This window comes from Streptomyces sp. NPDC052042 (assembly GCF_044548345.1).
In the GTDB taxonomy this organism is placed as follows: Bacteria; Actinomycetota; Actinomycetes; order Streptomycetales; family Streptomycetaceae; genus Streptomyces.
Window position 1 is genome coordinate 36,175 of the sequence record NZ_JBIUBU010000014.1, and the last position, 20,035, is coordinate 56,209.

A 20,035-nucleotide genomic window follows, 5' to 3' on the forward strand; every position below is an offset into this window, starting at 1 on the left:
GGCCCCACCCCCCACGGGAAAGCCGCCCGGCGGACCGGTCAGGACGTGATCAACGCACGGCGTAGGCGTCGGTCACGGTCTGGACGACGGAGTTGCCGTTGGCGTCCGTCAGTTCGGTCTTCAGCGTGACCGGCTTGCCGGCCGCGCCCGCGTGGTCCACGGTCGCGGTCCAGTGGTCGCCGCGCTGTGTGGTGGTGCCTTCGGTCCAGGTCGCACCGCCGTCGTACGAGTACGAGACCTTGGCGGCGACCAGCTTGCCGGGCGTGTAGCCCGCGTGACCGGTGACGCTCAGTCCGATCGTCTGGCCGTCCTTCGCCGGCAGGGTCTTGAGCCCGTCCGTGTCCAGGTCGTAGCCCGGGAAGAGCAGCGGAATGCCCTGGGAGTAGGCGTTCTCGTCCCGGTGCGAGCGGAACGACCAGACCGTCCGGACGTTGGTGGACCGCTTCCACGAGTCGGCGGGCTGCCCGAACTTCGTGGTCTCCATGGCGAGTTCGTACGCGGCGTCCTCGGCCGGGACGGTGAACACCCCGGACGGCCAGGAGGACTGGCCGATCACCTTGCCACCGCTGCTGAGCTTCATGCCTCCGATGTCGCCGAAGGAACCCTGGAGGCCCATGTGCTCGGTGTCGCCCCAGAAAGCGGGGGCCACGCCGATCAGGTTGTCCTGCCGCTCCGCGGCCAGCTGGAGCTTGCCGTCGGCGTCGCGCGGCGCGGTCGGGGCCAGGATGCCCCGGTACCAGTTCTCCGTGCGCTTCGAGCCCTCGGTGTAGGTGCGGTCCTGGTCGACCATGGCCTCGCCCCAGGGGAAGCTGGAGGAGAGGTAGCGCGTCCAGGCGGTGTCACCCGCCGAGTAGTACTCGGTGCGCTTGCCGGGGACGGCGACGGAGTCGGTGATGGCGGAGAACATCCCGCCGTGCGGACGGCCCATGATCATCGTGTCGGTGTAGTCCGCCGCGACGCCCATCGCCTCGTAGTTCGCGGTGACCGTGCCGAGCTTCTTGTCCCGGACCTGGTAGGTGCGGTCGGAGTTGACCGGGCCGGTCTCGGGGAAGGCGAGATTGTAGACGAACGGGCTGACGGCGTTGGCCTTCCAGCGCAGCGTCACCGGGCCCTCGGCCAAGGCGGACTTCAGCGCGACGGCCTCGTCCGTCTCGATGCCGAGCGTCGGCAGCGGTGCCTGGCCGAAGCCGGCCGACGGCTGCCAGGGGCCCGCGGCCCGCCGGTGGACCACGATGGCCTTCGCGCCCGCGGCCTTCGCGGCGCGCGCCTGGCCGTGCACGAACTCGTCGTCGACCTCGATCAGCGCGATCTTCCCGTCGACTCCCGCGGCCTTCAGCTCCTCGGGGGTGCCCTTTCCGGCGTCGACGAGCGCGGCCTCGCCCGTTCCGTCGAGGTTGCTGGAGCCGGTGCTCGCCACCCTCGGGTGCAGTGCGGCGCCGCCGACGACCGACAGCTCCTCGATCTGCGGGGCGTACGCGCGCCAGAAGCTGGCGAACTCGAAGTCGCCGTCACGCGCCTTGCCCTGCACGTCCACCAGGTAGTTGTCGACGATGCGGGCACCCGTGATGGAGCCGGCGTGCAGCCAGGTGTTGTCCCACGAGCGGCCGAACGCGAGGGTCGTGGAGCGGCTCTCGGAGGCGCGGTCCGCGGTCTTCACCTGGAGCCGGTGGGCCTTGCGGGCGTCCAGCACCAGGGTGGTGTCCTTGGTGACGTCGAGCTGCGGCCGGGCGAGGTAGCCGACGGACTCGGCCATGCGGCCCGTGGCGTCCGCGGCGTCCGGTGTGATGACGAAGCCGGAGACGAAGTACGCGCCGGGGCGCACCCGGTAGACCTGGTCGGCGGCGCCGTCGTTGAAGCGGCGCTCACCGCTGGCGGTGTCGGTGCCGATGACGTCCAGCGAGGAGGAGCCCGCGGCGGGCTTGCCGGTGCGGTCGATCATCTTGATGCGCAGGGTGACGGTCTCCGGCTCGACGTACAGGGAGAACGGGGTGGAGACCTGCACACCGTCGGGTCCGGTGGCCAGGACCCGCCCGGTGACGTCGCCGTACTGCGCGGCCTTCAGCTTCGCGGTCGGGTTGATGCGCAGCGGGACCTTCACGGTGGTGCCGGCCGGGACGGTGACGGTCTTCGCGTCGAGCCCGGCGACCGGGGTGCGGACCTCGGAGCCGTCGTTGCCGGTGACGCCCTGGACCTTCAGCGACAGCTTCACCGGCCTGGTGCCGGAGTTGGTGTAGGGAAGGTCGACGGTGGAGCCGTGGCTCTTGTCCTGCGGCCAGTTGAAGGTGCCGGCCTGGACGGCGGGGGCGCCGACGATGGTGGTGTCGATGGCGGCCTTCACGTCGAGACGGCCGGCGCCGGTCTCACGCACGTCGCCGGGGATGTCGCTCTTCGCGGAGGACACCAGGGCGGCCTTGATCTGCTGGGCGGTCCAGTCCGGGTGGCGCTGCTTCACGATCGCGGCGGCGCCCGCCACATGCGGGGTGGCCATCGAGGTGCCGGACATCGACTGGTAGGCGTAGACGCCCCGGCCGCCCGCCGCAGCGGCGGAGATGCCGACGCCGGGGGCGGCGATCTCCGGCTTGAGGGTGTGCACGCCGGTCACGGGTCCGCGGCTGGAGAACTGCGCGGTGGAGTCGTCGCGGTCGACGGCGCCGACGGTCAGCACGCTCGGGGCGCAGCCGGGCGAGGAGACGGTGTTGTGCGTCGGGCCGGAGTTGCCCGCCGCGATGACGAACAGCGTGTCCTTGCTCTGGGCGAGCTTCTCGGCGGCGACGCTCATCGGGTCGGTGCAGTCGGTCGGCTCCGGGCTGCCGAGGCTCATGGAGACGACGTCGGCCTTCTGGTCGACGGCCCACTGCATGCCGGCGATGATCCAGGATTCGGCGCCGGAGCCGCCGTCGTTGAGGACCTTGCCGTTGAGCAGTTCGGTCTCGGGGGCGACGCCCTTCTTCCGGCCGTCGCTCGCGGCACCGGAGCCACCGACGGTGGAGATGGTGTGGGTGCCGTGGCCCTGCCGGTCACCGGCACCGCTGGAGTCGGTGAAGTTCTCCGAGGCGGCGATCCGGCCCTTGAGGTCGGGGTGTTCCGCGTCGGCGCCGGTGTCGAGGACGGCGACCCTGGTGCCCTTGCCGGTGTATCCGGCGGCCCAGGCGAGGTCGGCGCCGACCTGCTTGGCGGACCGGTCGAGGGTGGCCTGGACCTTGCGGTCGAGCCAGAGCTTCTTCAGGCCGGAGGCGGAGCGGGAGCGGGAGTTGGTGACGTCCGCCCAGAAGTCGGCGGCCTTCGCCTTGTCCGCCTTGAGCACGACGCCGTCGATGGCGTCCAGCGCGAGACCGCGCTTCGCGCCGCGCGGGGTGGCGGGCGCGGTGCGGGCCGCGGCCTCGCCGTAGACGGCGATCAGCGGCAGCGCGGTGGAGTGCGCGTCGTCGTAGCCCTGCCGGATGAGTCCGGTGACGTTGAAGAGTTCCTGGTCGACCTTGCCCGCGGCCAGCGCCCGGGTGGCGGTGTCGGGGTAGACGTAGAGGTCCTTGCCGGACTGCCTGGTCTGCAGAAGGGGCATGGAGCCGTCTTCGCGGGGCAGTGCGGTGACCGACGCGGCCCCCGAACCGTCCGTGCGCACCAGGACCTTGTCACCGGTGATCAGGGTGATGGTGACCGGCCTGTCCGCCTTGGCGGCGGCCGTGCTGCCGGTCAGTGGCCTCTTCGCGGTCGCTTCGTCCTGCGGCGCAGCCGCAGACGGTGCGATCGCGGTGACGGCCAGGACGGCGGCGGTGGCCGCCCCCAGCGCCGTACGCGATATCGGACGCATCGCTCTCCCAAAGTGAAACCGGGTTACCTCTGAACAAACAGCGGTATTCCGGAAGTTGTCGGTACTGCGGTGGCGCCACATTGGCAGAGCGACGAGCGATAAAGGGATGATGTGCCCGGCGGGTTTACGCCGTGGCCGCTTTCCGCCACGGGCGGATATCCGAGGACAGCGACGACGTGCGGAATCAATGCGTCCGGGAGGGGACCGAGGAATGCTGGGAGCCATAGGTCTCAACGAGATACAGGAGTCGGCCTACCGTGCCCTCGTGGCGGTGGGCGCCACGGAGGTCTCCGATCTCGCCCACCGGCTGGCGCTCCCCGAGCCGGTCACCGAACGGGCCCTGCGCCGGCTGGAACAGCACGGTCTGGCCGCCCAGTCCTCGTCCCGCGTCGACCGCTGGGTGGCGGCGCCGCCCGCGGTGGCCCTGGGGGCGCTGCTGACCCAACAGCGTCACGAACTGGAGCAGGCGGAGTTGGCGGCCGTGCTGCTCGCCGAGGAGTACCGGGCGGAGGCCACCGATTCGGCCGTGCACGACCTGGTCGAGGTGGTGACGGGCGCGAGCGCGGTGGCGCACCGCTTCCACCAACTCCAGTTGGGGGCGACGAGCGAGGTGTGCGCCCTGGTCACCGGGAAGCCGATCGCGGTGAGCGGGATGGAGAACGAGGCCGAGGAGCGGGCTGCCGCGCGCGGGGTGTCGTACCGGGTCGTGGTGGAGCGCGAGGTGCTCTCGTTGCCGTCCGGGATCCTGGAGTTGTCGGCGGCGCTGAGCCGTCACGAGCAGTGCCGGGTCGTCGACCGGGTCCCCACCAAACTGGTCGTGGCCGACGCGACCCTGGCGATGGTGCCGCTGACCGACCGGGCCGCGGAGCCCGCGGCCCTGGTCGTCCACGGCTCCGGACTGCTGGAGTCGCTGATGGGGCTGTTCGAGGCGGTGTGGCGGGACGCGATGCCGCTCCGGCTCGGCGGGAACGACCGGCTGGAGGAGGAGTCCAGCGGGCCGAACGCCATGGACCTGGAGATCCTTTCGCTGCTGCTGGCCGGGCTGACGGACGCCAGCGTGGCGAAGCAACTGGATCTGGGGCTGCGGACCGTGCAGCGTCGGGTAAAGGGCCTCATGGAGCTGACGGGGGTGTCGACCCGGCTCCAGCTGGGCTGGCACGCGTACGAGCGGGGCTGGGTGGCCCGGGAGCCGCGGTCCTGACCGTCACCCCACGGGCAGGCCCCGTCGGCGGGCGGGACACACGCACCGCTCGGTCCGGGCGCGACGGATCGCCCGGCCGCGCGCGCAAGTGTGGACGGGCGGGAGCGCCCGGACTCCGTCACGCGGGTCGGATGGGTGTGTGGCAGCTCCTCGCCGTCGGCCTGGTCATGCTCCTGGGCCTGGTCGGCGTGCTGGTGCCGGGGGTGCCCGGACAGGCGATCGTCTGGGCCGCGCTGCTGTGGTGGGCACTGACCGACCGGACACCGGCGGCCTGGGCCGTCCTCACGGGCGCCACCGCGCTACTGCTGGTGAACCTGGCGCTGAGGCCGCTGCTGCCACGCCGCCCGCACGAGTCGGGCGCACCCCGCAGGACGCTGCTGCTCGGCGGCATCGGCGTGATCGCGGGTTTCTTCGTCGTGCCGGTCCTGGGCGCGATCACCGGCTATGTGGGAACCGTCTATCTGGTGGAACGGCTGCGCCTCGGAAGCCGCGGCGCGGGATGGGCGTCGGTCCGCTCGGTGATGCGGACCACGGGCCTTTCCGTACTCGTCGAACTTCCTCGCGTGCCTGCTGGTCACGGGTGCCTGGATCGGCGTGCTCGTCCGGGGCTGAGCCCACCGCCGCGCCCCTCCCGCGCCCACCGCCGCGCCCCTCCCGCGCTCACCGCCGGGACGCGCCCGGCCCCGGCGCTCAGCCGTCACCGAGGAGCGCCAGGCGACGCGCCCCGTACGAACGCCAGGGGCGCCACCCCTCCGCGCCGGGACCGCCGTACGGATCCACGTCGGGGTCGCCCAGTGCCCGCATCCTGATGAGCGCCGCGGTCCCCGGGTCGACCCCCGGCAGCCGCAGCAGCGCCCGCTCGGCCTCCTCGCGGTCCGTCCCGGCGTCGAGGCGTACGTCCCCGTCGGCGAGCGCGGCGGCCAGCGCCCGCAGCGCCGGGTCGTCCGCTGCGGCCAGCGCACCCGGCTCGGGGAAGACATGGGTGAGCCCGCCGGAGGGAACGTCGAGCACCTTGCCGTACGTCCCGACGAGCCGCTCGGCCACCGACGTGCCCACCAATGCCCGGACGGCGAACTCCTCCGGGTCCGCGGCCCCCGGCGATCGCAGCCCCGGACGCCCGGCGATCTGCGGTGCGAGCCGCGGGTCGACGGCGAGCCGCTCGTCGACGGCGTACGGATCGGCGTCCAGGTCGAAGAGCCGTCGCAGCCGCTGCACCGCCGTCGTCAGATCCCGCGGGTCGGTGAGCTGGATCCGTGCGTCCAGCCAGGCCCCCGCGGACCTCTCGTCGACGGCGGCGACGGCCGTGCCGTGGGGCAGCCGCAGGGTGCGCCGGTAGGTCCGGGCACCGGGCTCCCCGACGACCTCCTCGATCCGGGCGACCGCCTCGGCGGCCAGCAGGTCGAAAACCTCGCGGGTCGCGTACGGCCCCCGGTGTGCGAGCCGCAACGGAATGCCGGTGGTGCGCGCCGACCGGTCCGCCGCACCGGGCCCCGCCCCGGCATCGGCACGCAGCGCGCTCGGCGTGCGGGCGTAGATCCGCCGGATCGTGTCGTTGAACTGGCGGACGCTGGCGAAGCCGGACGCGAAGGCGACCTCCGTCACGGACAGCCCGGTCGTCTGGAGCAGCACCCGCGCGGTATGGGCGCGCTGGGCGCGGGCGAGCGCGACGGGCCCGGCACCCAACTCCGCGTTGAGCTGCCGCTGGACCTGCCTCGCGCTGTAGCCGAGCCGCCGCGCCAGCCCCGACACGCCCTCCCGGTCGACGACGCCGTCCCCGATCATCCGCATGGCGCGTCCGACGGCATCGGCCCGTGCGTTCCACTCCGCGGAGCCGGGCACGGCGTCGGGGCGGCAGCGCCGGCAGGCCCGGAAACCGTGGCCCTGGGCGGCGGCAGCGGTGGGGAAGAAACGGACGTTCTCCCGCTTGGGCGTGACGGCGGGGCAGCTCGGCCGGCAGTAGATGCCGGTCGTCTCGACGGCGAAGAAGAACTCCCCGTCGAACCGGGCATCGCGGCTGCTCACCGCCTCGTACCTGGTCGTTTCGTCCATCACACCGTCCAGTGTGCGGCACCTCACGGCGCCGCACCGGCGGTTTTCGGACGTCGGCCGGATGCTGTGGACTACCGCCTTCCGCCTCGCTTCGCCTGCATGGCCGCCCTCCCTTCGGCCCCTCTGCGCTTCCATTCGCGCAGCATCTCGTTCCGCACGCGGGCATCGCTCTTGGCGACGATCCGCTGGTTCTCGCGGAGCAGCTTGCGGAAGCTGTCGAGGCGCCGCTGGGACAGTGAGCCGTCCTCGATCGCGGCAAGCACCGCGCAACCGGGCTCGGCCCGGTGGGCGCAGTCGTGGAACCGGCACCGCACGGCGAGTTCCTCGATCTCCGAGAAGACCTGACCGACACCGGTCTCCGCGTCCCAGAGCCCGACCCCGCGCAGTCCGGGGGTGTCGATGATCACTCCGCCGGACGGCAGCACCAGCAGATTGCGGGTCGTGGTGGTGTGGCGGCCCTTGCCGTCCACCTCGCGCGCGGCCTGGACCTCCATCACGTCGCGGCCGAGCAGGGTGTTGGCGAGGGTCGACTTGCCCGCGCCGGAGATCCCGAGCAGCACGCTCGTGCCGCCCGTGACGATCGCGGAGAACACGTCCAGCCCCTCCCCGGTCGTGGAGCTGACGGGAAGCACCTGCACACCGGGCGCGATCGTCTCGATGTCCTGGACGAGGTGCGACAGCGTCGTGGCGTCGGGCACCAGGTCCGCCTTGGTCAGCAACACGATCGGTTCGGCCGTCGCGTCCATGGCGCCCGCGCCGTCGCGCAGCAGCGCGTCGCCACCGGTGCTGGACATGGCGAGCGCGAGAAAGCGCTCCACCCGCCCCAGATCGAGGTCCGTGGCGAGCGAGACACAGATGGCGATGTGGTCGACGTTGGTGGCGAGCACCTGGCCCTCGGAGCGGTGCGACGTGGTCGAGCGGACGAAGGCCGTACGCCGCGGCAGCAGCGCCCGTACGAACCGCGGCTCCCCGTCGGGGTCGACGGCGGCCCAGTCGCCGGTGCAGACGATGCGCATGGGATCACGCGGGACGACGAACGCGGTGTCGGCCCTGGACGTGCCCTGTGGGGTGACGACGTCGCACTGCCCGCGGTCGACGCGCACCACACGCCCGGGGAGCAGCCCCTGTGCGGCGTACGGGGCGAAAGCGGCGGCCCAGCCGTCGTCCCACCCGTACGGGGAGAGCGGATGCGCGGCGGACCCGCCCTGGAGGGAAGAGGAGAGGGAAGAAGATCCGGAAGACGGGAAAGACAAGGGAAACCCTTCGAAGGGTGGCCCCGGCAACGCGCTCACGGGCGCGTGGAGTTGTTGCGAAGAGGTCAGCCGGCGGCCACGGGGGTGGGAACGATGCTTCTGCGCTGGGCGGCGGCGCCCATCTCTGCGACAGTCATCAATGTCCTCACCTCCTGGCTCACTCACGGGACCGGCACCGGCGGCAGTGCACCGCCGGGCGATGCCGCACACGATAGCCCGCGGCCATGAGGCGCCGTCAACACGTTTTCCATCGGCCCGGCCCGCCGGGCATGGTTCAGGTCCGAGGTCACTCATCAGAGATATCACTCAATATCCCTCGATCAGGTGACACACAGGCACATCGACCGCTCTTCGGCCGTTATGGTGCCGAGCATGACCTCACCCCAGACGGCCACCGGCACGTTCACACAAGCCCAGTTGGGCACGATCTCACTGATCGGATGGAGCGGCGAACACCCCGACGGAGGCCCCGACGCCGCCTTCCTGCTCGTCTACTCACTCGGCGACGGCTCGGACGGCCCGGCCACCGGTGAGGCCGCCATGCGCGCGTCCTTGGAGCGCAGCGGGCTTCCGGTGGGCACCGGCCCGGTGTACGCCGCCGAGGCTCCGGGACTCCCGGTGAAGTTCCTCGTCCAGGCCGGTCAGGCGGTCTTGACACTCCCTCACTTCACCGCCCAGTACCCTGCACCGGCCGAGTGGCTGACGGCGGCCGAGCTGCGCGGCGAGGTGAACGTCATGTTCGCCACCCGCCCGTGGCCGCAGGGCGCGCCGGGCCGGCCGGTCGACGAGGACCTGCTGCGGTCGTTCGCGGGTGATCCGAACGTCATCATGACCTCGGCCCACTGCGTCCTCCCGGTACGGAGCCTCGGCTGAACCACCTCCGCTCGTGACGATGCCCACCGCCCCCGTGGAGCGGTGGGCATCGTCATGAGCGGAGCCCGGGGCACGGCCCCCGGCCCCGCGCCCGCGACACCGGGCACCGGATGCGAGCGACCAAGGGCACCTTCCCACGACCGCCCGCACCCGCATGCGGCGTCAGTTGTTGGCGACGCCGTTTCCGGAGAGCACCGGAATGCCGCTGAGGATGTGCGACAGCGGCTCGTCACCCTTGGCCTGGGTGGAGCTGTCGGCGCACTGCTGGTTCTGCGGCGAGGACAGCACGTTGACGTCCTGGGCCGTGACCGGGATCAGGCCGATCAACGAACCGGCGTTGGCATTCACCGGCACACCGAGGCAGAGCTTGTTCAGCGAGCCCTGGATGAGCTGTGTCTGCGGGCTGCCGTCGCCGAGGGTCACGGCGTTACCGAACGCGTCCGTGGCGTCGTTGCCGTTGACCGACGTGGTGCCCTCGTCGTTGCCGACCGCCATCGCCGCGGGGGCGGCGGCTGCGGACAGGCCCATCAGGGACACGGCCACGGCCGCGCCGGCCATCATCTTCTTCATCACGCTTCACCTTTCGGAGCGTTCCGTTGTGGAACGTACTGATCAACCCACTGGGGGAGCGACAGTTTCGCAAAACCACCCAAATGGGTTCGATCCTGCGTGAGTTCGACACTCACCACTCACCCGTCGGCGGTTCCTCCGGAGTACGGGCGGCGGGAACGCGACCCCCCGCGCGGGGGCGCGCCCGCCACCCTGGCGGCGTCGGGTCCGAACCGCCACGGGCCGCCCGCCATTCGGCGAGCAGCCGGTCGTAGATGGGTGTGGCGTCCTGCGCGTGCCGCCGGCCGCCGTGGGGGCGTTGGTTGTCGTACTGATCCATGCCGGGTCCCTACCCGATACGCCGGACGACGTCCGCCGCTGCTACGGCAAACGGACCAGTCCACCCGCCCGTCCGGAGGGCAGCGCCGTCCGGACACACGCCACGGGGCCGACGCTTCCGGCCCGCCGAAGAACGGCTGCGGCCTGGACGCGTCGGCCCCACGGGTTTCGCGCACTACGGGCAGGCGGGCTCGAAGCCGCACATGCGCCGAGCCGTACGCACACGAGGCGTTCGGGAGCGGCGTCGGACGGCCGGAGCCTTGCGGTTCCAGGGTCTGACGGTCCTGGCACCGTTTCCGGCACTGATGCCGTGACCGACCATGTCCGCGACGTGCGGACATGGTCGGAAGGGGTTCCTCCAGTATGGGGAGGGTACTGGTGCCGCTCCCGGCAACGTTTGCCGGTCACGGCACCAGTAGTGCCGCGGCAGGCAACGTGTGCCCGTCAAGGTGCGCGTCCGGTGCGTGCTCTCGGTGTGCCGGCCGGAAACCCTCGTACTGGACGTACTCGGGTTTTCGGCCGGTGCGGCGAGAGGGCGTGCCGGACGTCGCGACGGGGCGAACGTTGCCTGATGCGGCACTAGTTGTTGCCGGCGCCGTTGCCGGAGAGGATCGGGATGTTGCTCAGCAGGTGCGACAGCGCCTCGTCGCCCTTGGCCTGCGTCGAGTTCTCCGTGCACTGCTGGTTCTGCGGCGAGGACAGGACGTTGATGTCCTGGACCGAGACCGGGACGACGCCGAGGAGCGAACCGACGTTGGCCTTGGCCGGCAGGGCGACGCAGGGCTTGTTGAGCGAGCCCTGGATGAGCGCGAACTGCGGGCTCCAGTCGCCGTGGGTGGCGGAGTTGCCGTACGACTGGACGGCTTCGTTGCCGTTGACCGAGGTCGTGCCGTTGTCGTTCCCGACAGCCATGGCCTGCGGGGCCATCGCGGCGGAGACACCCACGATGGAAGCGGCGACGGCCGCCGAAGCCATCATCTTCTTAATCATGAAAAAGCCCTTCTGATTCTTCTGTTGCTCGCCTGTCCGGAGCATTCTGATCAACTCACGGTGACGCAAATGGTTGTGGCGATTCACTCGAACGGAGCTTCTCCGTGAGTTTGTTCGCCGTATCTGCGGGCATCGGAGGAAAAGGAATCCGCGCCTGCGCGGAAATACGGCCCGGCGCGCCGGATCAGCCACCGACCGGAAGGCCCCCGAGCATCGGGGCCGCACCCTTGGCCGCACCGGTGGCCTGGTCGGCCAGCTTGGTGACGGTGCCGTGCTTGTGCATCGATTCCGCGGCGCCCCCCACCGTGTCGACAACCGGGTCGACGGCCTGCGGCGCGCTGGCCACGACCTGGTTGATGCCGCCGTTCAGGCTGAGGTTGGGGGCCGTGGCACCGGTGGCGGCGAACGCGGGAGCAGCCGTCCCCAGAGCAACCACGGAACCGGCTACGAACGCAGCGGACTTCGCGTACTTCACTTTCGGATTCCCTTCTGCAGCGGCGTCCTCCCGGTCGCGCACCCGCGCCCGTACCAGCCTCTTTGACTGTGTGACTTCACCGCTCCCCCTGGGTAACGAGGTGCCTCCGACGGGGCAACTGGAAAGGGCCGGATTTCTCGGCAGCGCCCATCGGCCACCGTAAAAACCCAGGAGAAGGCCCCGGAACGCGAACGAACGCGTTCCGAGGCCTTTTCGTCACGGGCATTCCACCCGGCCGACGGGAGGTCAGGAGTTGATGCAGGTGCTGCCGAAGGCGGGGTTGATCACACCGATCACGTTGACGGTGCTGCCGCAGACGCTGAGCGGGATGTGGATCGGGGCCTGGACGAGGTTCCCGGACGCCACCCCCTGGGAGAAGGCGGCTTCGCCCGACGCGCCGGAGTCGGCGAAGGCGGGAGCCGCGGCACCCACGGCCATCAGGGTTCCGGCGGCGACGGCGGCAACCTTGGCGTACTTCACTTGTGTCCCTTTCTTTGGCGGAGTTCGGAGCGGCACGTCTTTCGCACCGCACGAGTACCGTTCTGATCACTCGTAACTCCGCCGCTGCGATTCGTAACGATGAAGAACCGCAGGCGAAACCCTTCAGATGGAAGAATCCTGGAATTCGCCCGCACGAATGAAAACCGGCGTGCCGTCACACACTCGACGACGCGGACGGGGGCCGTCGAGCCGTTGTGTACGCCGACGCCGGAACGGCCCGGTGAGGTGGATTGAACGGGCAGCAGCGGGCCCGGACCGCGCGGAGGAGGACGCCGACGGTCCGGGCCAGTCACTGCGGTCGGCCGGATCAGCTGTTGCCGACGCCGTTTCCGGAGAGCACCGGGATGTTGCTCAGGATGTGCGACAGCGGCTCGTCGCCCTTGGCCTGGGTGGAGTTCTCGGTGCACTGCTGGTTCTGCGGCGAGGACAGCACGTTGACGTCCTGGGCCGTGACCGGGATCAGGCCGATCAGCGAGCCGAGGTTGGCCTTGAGCGGCAGGCCGACACACGGCTTGTTCAGGCTGCCCTGGACCAGGTCGAACTGCGGGCTGCCAACGCCGTGGGTCACGGCGTTGCCGAACGACTGCGAGGCTCCGTTGCCGTTGACCGAGGTCGTACCGCCGTCGTCACCGACCGCCATGGCCTGCGCCGCGCCCAGACCGAGGATGGAGGCGGCCACGGCGCCCGTGGCCAGAACCTTCTTGATCACGATTAACCCTTCTTGTGCCGGATGCCCCGTACCGGAGCTTCCTGACCAACTCGCGAACCCGCCATTGGTTCTCTCCGATTCTCCCTATTCACCCGAACGCCGAAGGCGCACGGACAGCAGTACGAAAGTACGCAAGGAGTACCGCAGAAGCCCCCTCTCGACCCTCCCCTTTCCCTCGGCGACTCAACTCCCCTTTTCCAAATCCCGGTTGAGCGAACGTGGCGGGCGCACTCCCGTCAGGGCAGGCAGGTGTACATGTAATCCGTTCGAGTGGTCACAAAAATTCCACGAAATACGAGTTTCCTCGACAATTCGTCCTCGTTATGGGTGTCACCAGGCGTGCGGCCCTGGCGTGTGCCCAGCAGGAGGTGGATTCATCGCGTGAAGAACCGTGCAGAACCCCGCGACGCGTTCTCCCCGCTCCGCCATGGCCACCGCCGAAAGGCCCGCACATCGAGGGCGTCCGGGGTGTCCTCCCCGACGATTGGCCGCACCGCCTGATGAACGAGCCGCGAGCCCCCGCGCTCGCGCGACGTGTCCTAAGAAAGGGCAATCAATGCGAAAAGCCTTGAGTAAGAGCGTGCTCGTGATGGCGGCGGCGTCAGGCATCCTGGCCGCCACCGGCGGGTACGCGTTCGCGGATGCCTCCGCCGAGGGTTCCGCTGACGGTTCGCCGGGCGTGGGCTCGGGCAACACCGTGCAGGTGCCGGTGCATGTTCCCGTCAACGTGTGCGGCAACACCGCCAATGTGATCGGTCTGCTGAACCCGGCGTTCGGCAACGAGTGCGGGAACGAAGGCGGCCAGGCGAGCGGCACGAGCGGCCAGGGAAGCAGCACGGACAGCCAGGGGGCGAGCGCCGAGGGCCTCGCGGCCGGCTCCGCGGGCGTGCTCTCCGGCAACCTCGTCCAGGTACCGGTGGACGTTCCGGTCAACGCGTGCGGGAACACCGTCGATGTCGTCGGCGCGCTCAACCCCGCGCTCGGCAACGCATGCGGGAACGCGTCGGGAAGCGCGACGCCGCCCCCGGTCGAACCCCCGGTCAACCCGCCGGTCGACCCGCCGGTTGACCCGCCGGTCGAGCCCCCGGTCAACCCGCCGGTTGACCCGCCGGTCGAGCCCCCGGTCAACCCGCCGGTCGACCCGCCGGTCGAGCCCCCGGTCGACCCGCCGGCCGACGATGAATGCCCCCCGGGGCACCACCACAAGCCGCACAAGCCCGGCCACCACAAGCCTCACTGGCACCACAACAAGCCCGGCCACCACAAGCCTCACTGGCACCACGACCAGCCCGACCACCACAAGCCTCACTGGCACCACGACCAGCCCGACCACCACAAGCCGCCGCACTGGCACCACAACAAGCCCCCGCAGCTGGCGCACACCGGTTCTGACACCAACCTGGGTCTGGCCGGCGGTGCGAGCGCCGCGATGGTGCTCGGCGGTGCCCTGCTGGTACGTCGCACCCGTGCCTCCAAGGGCTGACGCACCCGCCCGATAGCCGACAGGCAGGAATCAGAGGGGTCCGTCGACGCAGCAGGGCTGTGGCGGCGGACCCTTTCCGTACCAGGGCGGGCGAGCCGGGCCATGGGCGCACTCCGTTCGTGCGGGCGCCTGCAGCGCCGACGGGTCGCCCCGGCGCTTCAGGCGCCGATGCGCTCGAAGACCGCGGCCAGGCCCTGCCCGCCGCCGATGCACATAGTCTCCAGTCCGTAGCGGGCACCACAGCGGTGGAGTTGGCGGGCCAGGGTGGCGAGGATGCGGGCACCGGTCGCGCCGACCGGGTGACCGAGCGAGATGCCCGAGCCGTTGACGTTGATCCGCTGTTCGTGATCGGTCTCGCCGAGCCCCAGTTCACGGGTACAGGCCAGCACCTGGGCGGCGAACGCCTCGTTGATCTCGATCAGGTCGAGGTCGTCGAGCGTCAGTCCGGCACGGGCGAGGGCCTTCGTGGTCGCCGGTACGGGGCCGAGGCCCATGGTCGCGGCCGGTACCCCGGCGCGGGCGAAGGAGACGAGGCGGACCAGCGGGGTGAGGCCGAGCCGTTCGGCGGTGGCGGCGCTGGTCACCAGGCAGGCGGCGGCAGCGTCGTTCTGGCCGCTGGCATTGCCCGCGGTGACGGTCGCCTCGGGATCGGACGCGGCCATGACCGGGCGTAACGCGGCGAGTTGTTCGGCGGTGGTGTCGGGACGCGGGTGCTCGTCGGAGGTGATGACCGTCTCGCCCTTGCGGGTGCGTACGGTGACGGGGACGGTCTCGGCGTCGTACCTCCCCTCCGCCGCCGCCCGGGCGGCGCGGCGCTGCGAGCGCAGGGCCAGGGCGTCCTGGTCGGCGCGGCCGATGGTGTACGCCCGGCGCAGGTTCTCGGCGGTCTCGATCATGCCGCCCGGAACGGGGTGGTGGACGCCGCCCGCGGTGACCCTGCCCCGGGCCAGCGCGTCGTGGAGCTGGAGGCCCGGGCCCCTGATGCCCCAGCGCCCCTCGTGCGTGTAGTACGGCGCGGCGCTCATCACGTCGACCCCGCCCGCGATGACCACCTCGCTGAAGCCGGCCCGGATCTGCATCGCCGCGTCCAGGACGGCCTGGAGCCCGGAGCCGCAGCGGCGGTCGGTCTGGGTGCCGGTGACGGTCTCGGGCAGTCCTGCGTCGAGCGCGGCGACCCGGCCGATGGCGGGGGCCTCGGCGGACGGATAGGCGTGCCCGAGGATCACCTCGTCGACCGCCTCGGGGTCGATCCCGGTGCGGGCGACGACCTCCGCGATGACGCATGCGGCGAGGGCCGCCGGGGTCTGCCGGGCGAACACTCCCCCGAAGCGGCCGATGGGGGTGCGCAGCGGTTCGCAGATGACGACGTCGGACTGCTGGTCGGGCACGGCATGGCCTTTCGGTGTGGCGGACGTGCGGGCCGGAGCGGTCGGGGCGCCCTCCTCGGCTGCCGGGTCCCTCGGTCCCGGATCACTGAACGGTGGTCCGGACGCGACTGTAATTTCGAGGGCAACGGCGATCAATAGCGCATGGTCCGGTGGAGGGGCGGGGCGCTGTCACCGGGTGCCCGGGGCCGGACCCGTGCCGGACACGTGTCTATCTTCGCTGGGTCGGATCACTTGTCACACCCGAGAGGACCTCAACCGCCATGCGTATCAGGATCGTCGGTGCCGGGGCCATGGGCCGCGGCATCGCCCAGTGGGCGGCGACCGCCGGACACACCGTCGAGTTGTGCGACGCACGTGCAGAAGCAGTGACGGCCGCCGTGGACTTCGTACGTTCCATGCTCGAACGGGCCGTGCAGAAGGGCCGGTTGTCCACCGGGGAGTGTGCGGCGGCCCTGGACCGGCTGGTCCCGTTGGACGACCCGTGGGCGGCGGGACCGGACGTCGGGCTGGTCGTCGAGGCCGTCCGGGAGGACCTCGGCACCAAGACGGAGGTCCTCGGCCGTCTTGAGGAGGTGCTGCCGGCGACCGCCGTCTTCACGACCAACACCTCGTCCCTGTCGGTCACCCGTATCGCCGCCACGCTGAAGGACCCGTCCCGGCTGGCCGGGCTGCACTTCTTCAATCCGGTGCCGCTGATGCGGATCGTCGAGGTCGTGCCGGGCGCGGCCACCCGGCCGGAGATCCCGCCCGCCCTCACCGCGTTCGTCGAGGGCTGCGGGCACCGTGCCGTCACCGTCGCCGACACCCCCGGCTTCCTCGTCAATCACGCCGGGCGCGGTCTGGTGACGGAGGCCCTCGCGCTGTTGGAGGAGTCGGTCGCGGATCCCGCCGGCATCGACCGGATCGCCCGTGACGTGCTCGGCCTGCGGATGGGCCCCTTCGAGTTGATGGACCTCACCGGTCTGGATGTGACGGCCGCGGTGATCGACTCGATCTGGGAAGGCTTCCGGTACGCGGACCGGCTCCGCCCCTCGTACCTCACCCCGAACCGGGTGGCCGCGGGGCTGCACGGCCGCAAGACCGGGAGCGGCTGGTTCGCGTACGGCCCCGACGCGCCCGCCCCGGCCCCGGAACCCCCGGTCACGGGGAGCGCGGACCGTCCCGTGTTCGTCCACGCCACCGGCTCCCAGGACGGCGACGCGGTGGCGCTGCGCGAGGCCCTGACCGCCGCGGGCGCCGTCGTCGAGACGGGCGCGCGGCCGACGTCCGGGGCGGTCGTGCTGGTTCCGGTGTGGGGCACGACGGTGGCCTCGGTCGTCGCCGAGCACGGTCTGCCCGCGGCGCGCGCCTTCGGCGTCGACCCACTGCCCGCGGCCGGCCGGCGGAGGGTGCTGGCCGTGACCCCGGCGGCGGATCCGGCCGCCGCCCGCGACGCCCGCGCGGTGCTGGCCCGGGCGGCCGACGGCGACGGCCCGTACCCGGTATCGGTGGTACGGGACACCGCAGGCTCGGTGGCGCAGCGGCTGCTGGCGTCGATCGTGTCGGTGGCGTCCTCGATCGCGGAACGCTCCATCGCCTCCCCCGCCGACATCGATCTGGCCGTCACGGCCGGTCTCGGCTACCCCGTCGGCCCGCTGGCCTGGGGCGACCGGATCGGCGCCGTCCGGATGCTGGAGCTGCACCGGGCGCTGCACCGTACGACGGGCGACCCCCGCCACCGGCCGAGCCGCTGGGTGACGGAGCGCGCTCAGCTCGGTCTGGCGCTCACGGAGCCGGGGACCTCGCCCGCCGACTGTGTGGACGGCGCGGGCGGCACAAACGCCCCGTAGCCGCACGCGGTGGGGCGGGGGCGACCGCTGCCGGGTCCGGTCGCCCCCGCCGTAGCGGCCCGGCAGGTTTCCCCCGGGGTCGGGCCGTGTCCGTTTCGTACAAGACCCGCCGCGGCACCCGGCCTACGGTCGGGGACATGACTCCACGTATGGACGCGATCGGCATCATCACCGCGGACCTGGCCGCTTCGCTCGCCTTCTACCGCCGGCTGGGGCTCGACATCCCCGCCGACGCGGATGGCTCACCCCATGTCGAAGTGGTGCTCCCGGGCGGGCAACGCCTGCTGTGGGACACCGAGGACGTCATCCGGTCGTTCGATCCGGAGTGGACGTCACCGCGCGGCGGGGAACGCCTCGGGCTCGCCTTTCGCTGTGACGGCGCGGCGGAGGTGGACACGGTGTACGAGGACCTGACGGGTGCCGGGTACCGGGGGCATCTGAAGCCGTGGGACGCGGTGTGGGGGCAGCGGTACGCGATGGTCCTCGACCCGGACGGCTGCGCGGTGTCGCTGTTCGCCGACCGCGGCTGAGGCCGTGGGGCGGGGCGCCGGTCCCGTCAGGGGCCGGCGAGGTGGGCGGTCAGGGTCGTGCCGGTCAGGTCGCGCATCTCCCGCGCGAGGTGGGCCTGGTCGGTACAGCCCGCCATGACCGCCGCCTCGGCGTAGGGGATCCCGGAGCGGGCGAGGTCGAGTGCGCGCCGCAGCCGCAGGATCCGGGCGAGCGTCTTGGGCCCGTAGCCGAAGGCCGCGAGTGAACGGCGGTGCAGTCGGCGGGCGCCGAGCCCGACGGCCCTGGCCGTTTCGGCGACGGACCGGCCGGCATCAAGGTGCGCCACGACGGACCGCAGGAGGGCGTCCGGGGGCGCGGTGCCGGCGGCTCGGCGCAGCGCGATCGCCTCCAGGGCCGCGGCGGGCTCGGCTGCCTCGGCCACGCGTTCGGTGAGCGTGCGGACCAGCGCGCCCGGCCACAGGTCGGCGAGGCCGACCCGGCGGTCGCGCAGCTCGTGCGCCGGTACTCCGAGGAGTGCGGGAGCCGTGCCGGGCGCGAAGCGGATCCCCGCGTACCGTCCACCTGCCACGACATCCGGGACGTGGGCGCGGGTGTCGGGACCGGCGACCAGGAGCCGGCCGTCGATCCAGAGCAGGTCCATGCATCCGTCGGGCAGCACCGGAGGAGCCGGGCCGTCCGGTACGCGCAGGGTCCACAGGGTGGCGCCGTCGAACCGCGATGCGCGTTCCCCGTACGAGGCCCTCTCCCGGCGCGGCGCTCGCTCCCCGTGTGCAAGCCGCTGCTTGTCGCCGTCGTCCATGTGTCACACGCTCGTCTCGTCGTCGGACGCGACCGGCGGGCCGGAAGCGATTCGTCCGGTGCGGTCGGCGGGCCGTCCGGCCGTCTCAGTCCTCGGACGGACCATTCGGCTCGCCCGGCTCCTTAGTCCTTGCCCGGATCCTTGTCGCGGCCCGTCTGCAGCCGGGACTTCACGTCCTCCGGCGGCAGGAACCGCGACCAGCGTTCCGGGAACTCGGACGGCATGTAGGCGCAGTCGTCGTCCTCGCCGTCCTCCCCTTCGTCCCCGCGGCTCTCCGCCCGCGCCCGCGCGACCAGTTCCGCGGCCTCTGCCGCCCGCACCCGGTCGTTCGCCGCGCGGGCCGCGGCCGTCGCCAGGGAGGGCCACACCCGGTCGATGGCGGCGTTGACCGCCGCCCCCACCAGTACCGCGAACGCGGAGACGCCGATCCACAGCAGAACCGCGATGGGCGCCGCCAGCGACCCGTAGATCGTGGGCCCCTCGACCGTGCTGGTCAGGTAGATCCGCAGCAGGAAGCTGCCGAGCACCCACATCACGAACGCAACCAGCGCGCCCGGCACGTCCTCGATCCACGGCGAACGGACCGGCACGGACACGTGGTAGAGCGTCGTCAGGAAGGCGATCGACAGCAGGACCACCAGGGGCCAGTAGAGGATGCTTATGAGCTCGGTGCCCCACGGCACCAGCTCCACGACCCGGTCCGGACCGACCACGAGCAGCGGCAGCACGACGGCGCCGAGCAGCAGCGCGATCACATAGAGCAGAAAGGCGAGCAGCCGGGTCTTGACGATGCCGCGCTGGCCGTCGAGGCCGTACATCACCGTGATCGTGTCGATGAAGACGTTGACCGCGCGGGAACCCGACCAGAGCGCGATCGCGAAGCCGATCGAGATGACGTCGGGCCGGGCTCCGGTGGTGACGTCCGCCAGCAGCGGCTTGGCGAAGTCGTTCACACCTCGCTCGCTGAGCACGGTGTGCGCGGCGTTGAGGATGTTGCGTTCGAGCGAGGCGACGGTGGTGGTGTCGGTCCACGCGTCGACGTAGCCGAGCAGACCGATCAGGCCCAGGAGCAGCGGGGGCAGGGACAGCAGGGTGAAGAACGCCGCCTCGGCGGCGAGTCCCAGAATGCGGTACTCCATGCACGAGTTGACGGTGTCCTTGAGCAAGTGCCAGGCCAGCTTCCGCTTGGACACGTTGCTGTAGAGGGCTCGGACCCGGTGGAGCCGCCCCGCCGGCCGTTCGGGTGTTTCGTTTGCTGCCTGCACCTCTTTACCGTAGC

16 protein-coding genes and 1 pseudogene are annotated in these 20,035 nt (G+C 71.5%); 6 read left to right on the forward strand and 11 right to left on the reverse strand.

The features are described 5' to 3' along the window. Positions 1 to 49: 49 nt before the first annotated feature. Positions 50 to 3,808 carry a S8 family serine peptidase gene (locus ACIHCL_RS22550; RefSeq protein ID WP_399864259.1) on the reverse strand — a complete coding sequence of 1,253 codons (3,759 nt, stop codon included), beginning with the start codon at positions 3,806 to 3,808 and terminating at the stop codon, positions 50 to 52. A 211-nt stretch (positions 3,809 to 4,019) separates the two neighbouring features. Between ACIHCL_RS22550 and ACIHCL_RS22555 the strand changes: the two genes are divergently transcribed. Further along, complete coding sequence (locus tag ACIHCL_RS22555; RefSeq protein WP_399864260.1) at positions 4,020 to 5,009, forward strand: helix-turn-helix domain-containing protein; 990 nt, start codon at positions 4,020 to 4,022, stop codon at positions 5,007 to 5,009. Between the two features lie 131 nt (positions 5,010 to 5,140). Next, a pseudogene (locus ACIHCL_RS22560) lies at positions 5,141 to 5,621 on the forward strand (DUF456 domain-containing protein). A gap of 78 nt (positions 5,622 to 5,699) precedes the next feature. On the opposite strand, the gene ACIHCL_RS22565 reads toward ACIHCL_RS22560, so the two are convergent. Together ACIHCL_RS22565 and rsgA are read right to left on the reverse strand one after the other, a co-directional pair. After that, positions 5,700 to 7,058 (reverse strand): DNA-3-methyladenine glycosylase 2 family protein, encoded by a 1,359-nt coding sequence (locus ACIHCL_RS22565; protein ID WP_399864261.1) that lies wholly within the window; start codon positions 7,056 to 7,058, stop codon positions 5,700 to 5,702. Between the two features lie 71 nt (positions 7,059 to 7,129). Further along, positions 7,130 to 8,311 carry a ribosome small subunit-dependent GTPase A gene (gene rsgA / locus ACIHCL_RS22570; protein WP_399864263.1) on the reverse strand — a complete coding sequence of 394 codons (1,182 nt, stop codon included), beginning with the start codon at positions 8,309 to 8,311 and terminating at the stop codon, positions 7,130 to 7,132. 372 nt (positions 8,312 to 8,683) lie between these two features. Between rsgA and ACIHCL_RS22575 the strand changes: the two genes are divergently transcribed. After that, positions 8,684 to 9,184: a DUF5949 family protein gene (locus ACIHCL_RS22575; protein ID WP_399864264.1), complete on the forward strand. Its 501-nt coding sequence runs from the start codon at positions 8,684 to 8,686 to the stop codon at positions 9,182 to 9,184. Between the two features lie 162 nt (positions 9,185 to 9,346). Here ACIHCL_RS22575 and ACIHCL_RS22580 read toward each other — a convergent pair whose 3' ends face one another. The 5 genes from ACIHCL_RS22580 to ACIHCL_RS22600 form a co-directional block, all read right to left on the reverse strand. Next, positions 9,347 to 9,754: a rodlin gene (locus tag ACIHCL_RS22580; RefSeq protein WP_399864266.1), complete on the reverse strand. Its 408-nt coding sequence runs from the start codon at positions 9,752 to 9,754 to the stop codon at positions 9,347 to 9,349. An 897-nt stretch (positions 9,755 to 10,651) separates the two neighbouring features. Beyond that, positions 10,652 to 11,062, reverse strand: coding sequence for a rodlin (locus tag ACIHCL_RS22585; RefSeq protein ID WP_399864267.1), 411 nt, complete (start codon positions 11,060 to 11,062; stop codon positions 10,652 to 10,654). A 184-nt stretch (positions 11,063 to 11,246) separates the two neighbouring features. After that, positions 11,247 to 11,537 (reverse strand): hypothetical protein, encoded by a 291-nt coding sequence (locus tag ACIHCL_RS22590; RefSeq protein WP_399864268.1) that lies wholly within the window; start codon positions 11,535 to 11,537, stop codon positions 11,247 to 11,249. A 246-nt stretch (positions 11,538 to 11,783) separates the two neighbouring features. Beyond that, positions 11,784 to 12,017: a chaplin gene (locus tag ACIHCL_RS22595; protein WP_399864269.1), complete on the reverse strand. Its 234-nt coding sequence runs from the start codon at positions 12,015 to 12,017 to the stop codon at positions 11,784 to 11,786. Positions 12,018 to 12,345: 328 nt separating this feature from the next. Further along, on the reverse strand, positions 12,346 to 12,747 hold the full coding sequence (locus ACIHCL_RS22600; RefSeq protein WP_399864271.1) for a rodlin: 402 nt from the start codon (positions 12,745 to 12,747) through the stop codon (positions 12,346 to 12,348). A 556-nt stretch (positions 12,748 to 13,303) separates the two neighbouring features. Here ACIHCL_RS22600 and ACIHCL_RS22605 point away from each other — a divergent pair. Beyond that, entirely contained in the window at positions 13,304 to 14,230 is a 927-nt protein-coding gene (locus ACIHCL_RS22605) for a chaplin family protein (protein WP_399864272.1), read from the forward strand. Positions 14,231 to 14,388: 158 nt separating this feature from the next. Here ACIHCL_RS22605 and ACIHCL_RS22610 read toward each other — a convergent pair whose 3' ends face one another. Then, positions 14,389 to 15,618 carry an acetyl-CoA C-acetyltransferase gene (locus tag ACIHCL_RS22610; RefSeq protein WP_399864273.1) on the reverse strand — a complete coding sequence of 410 codons (1,230 nt, stop codon included), beginning with the start codon at positions 15,616 to 15,618 and terminating at the stop codon, positions 14,389 to 14,391. Positions 15,619 to 15,878: 260 nt separating this feature from the next. Between ACIHCL_RS22610 and ACIHCL_RS22615 the strand changes: the two genes are divergently transcribed. Beyond that, positions 15,879 to 17,447 carry a 3-hydroxyacyl-CoA dehydrogenase gene (locus ACIHCL_RS22615; protein WP_399864274.1) on the forward strand — a complete coding sequence of 523 codons (1,569 nt, stop codon included), beginning with the start codon at positions 15,879 to 15,881 and terminating at the stop codon, positions 17,445 to 17,447. Positions 17,448 to 17,584: 137 nt separating this feature from the next. Beyond that, positions 17,585 to 17,977 carry a VOC family protein gene (locus ACIHCL_RS22620; protein ID WP_399864275.1) on the forward strand — a complete coding sequence of 131 codons (393 nt, stop codon included), beginning with the start codon at positions 17,585 to 17,587 and terminating at the stop codon, positions 17,975 to 17,977. A 26-nt stretch (positions 17,978 to 18,003) separates the two neighbouring features. Here ACIHCL_RS22620 and ACIHCL_RS22625 read toward each other — a convergent pair whose 3' ends face one another. Together ACIHCL_RS22625 and ACIHCL_RS22630 are read right to left on the reverse strand one after the other, a co-directional pair. After that, positions 18,004 to 18,756 carry a DUF6597 domain-containing transcriptional factor gene (locus ACIHCL_RS22625; protein WP_399864276.1) on the reverse strand — a complete coding sequence of 251 codons (753 nt, stop codon included), beginning with the start codon at positions 18,754 to 18,756 and terminating at the stop codon, positions 18,004 to 18,006. A 122-nt stretch (positions 18,757 to 18,878) separates the two neighbouring features. Beyond that, a complete protein-coding gene (locus ACIHCL_RS22630) occupies positions 18,879 to 20,021 on the reverse strand; it encodes a YihY/virulence factor BrkB family protein (protein ID WP_399864277.1) in 1,143 nt (380 codons plus the stop codon). Positions 20,022 to 20,035 lie beyond the last annotated feature (14 nt).